The organism is Mesorhizobium sp. M1A.T.Ca.IN.004.03.1.1 (assembly GCF_003997555.1).
Lineage (GTDB): Bacteria > Pseudomonadota > Alphaproteobacteria > Rhizobiales > Rhizobiaceae > Mesorhizobium.
Genome location: NZ_RZTV01000478.1, coordinates 1 through 264 on the forward strand (window position 1 = coordinate 1; position 264 = coordinate 264).

Consider the following 264-nt stretch of genomic DNA (forward strand, 5'->3'; position numbering starts at 1 on the left):
CGGAGGGACAGCGCCATGTCGGCTGAAGTGGAATTCGCGCCTGCCGGCTTTTCGGCACTAGAACCGCCTCCCCGGCCGAGCGGCAACATCGCGGCTGCGGCGCTGCGTTTCGGATCACTGATCGCTTTCGCAGCCATTCTGATCGTCTTCTCGCTCACCGCACCTTACTTCCTCAGTGTCGGCAATATCGGCAACGTGCTCGGCCAATCCGCCATATCAGGCGTACTCGCCATCGGGCTGACGGTTGTTCTGATTGCCGGCGGC

1 pseudogene is annotated in these 264 nt (G+C 62.5%); it reads left to right on the plus strand.

Annotated elements, in window-relative coordinates:
• Positions 1 to 15 precede the first annotated feature (15 nt).
• Positions 16 to 264: pseudogene (locus EOD29_RS32510) on the plus strand (ABC transporter permease); the annotation flags it as partial.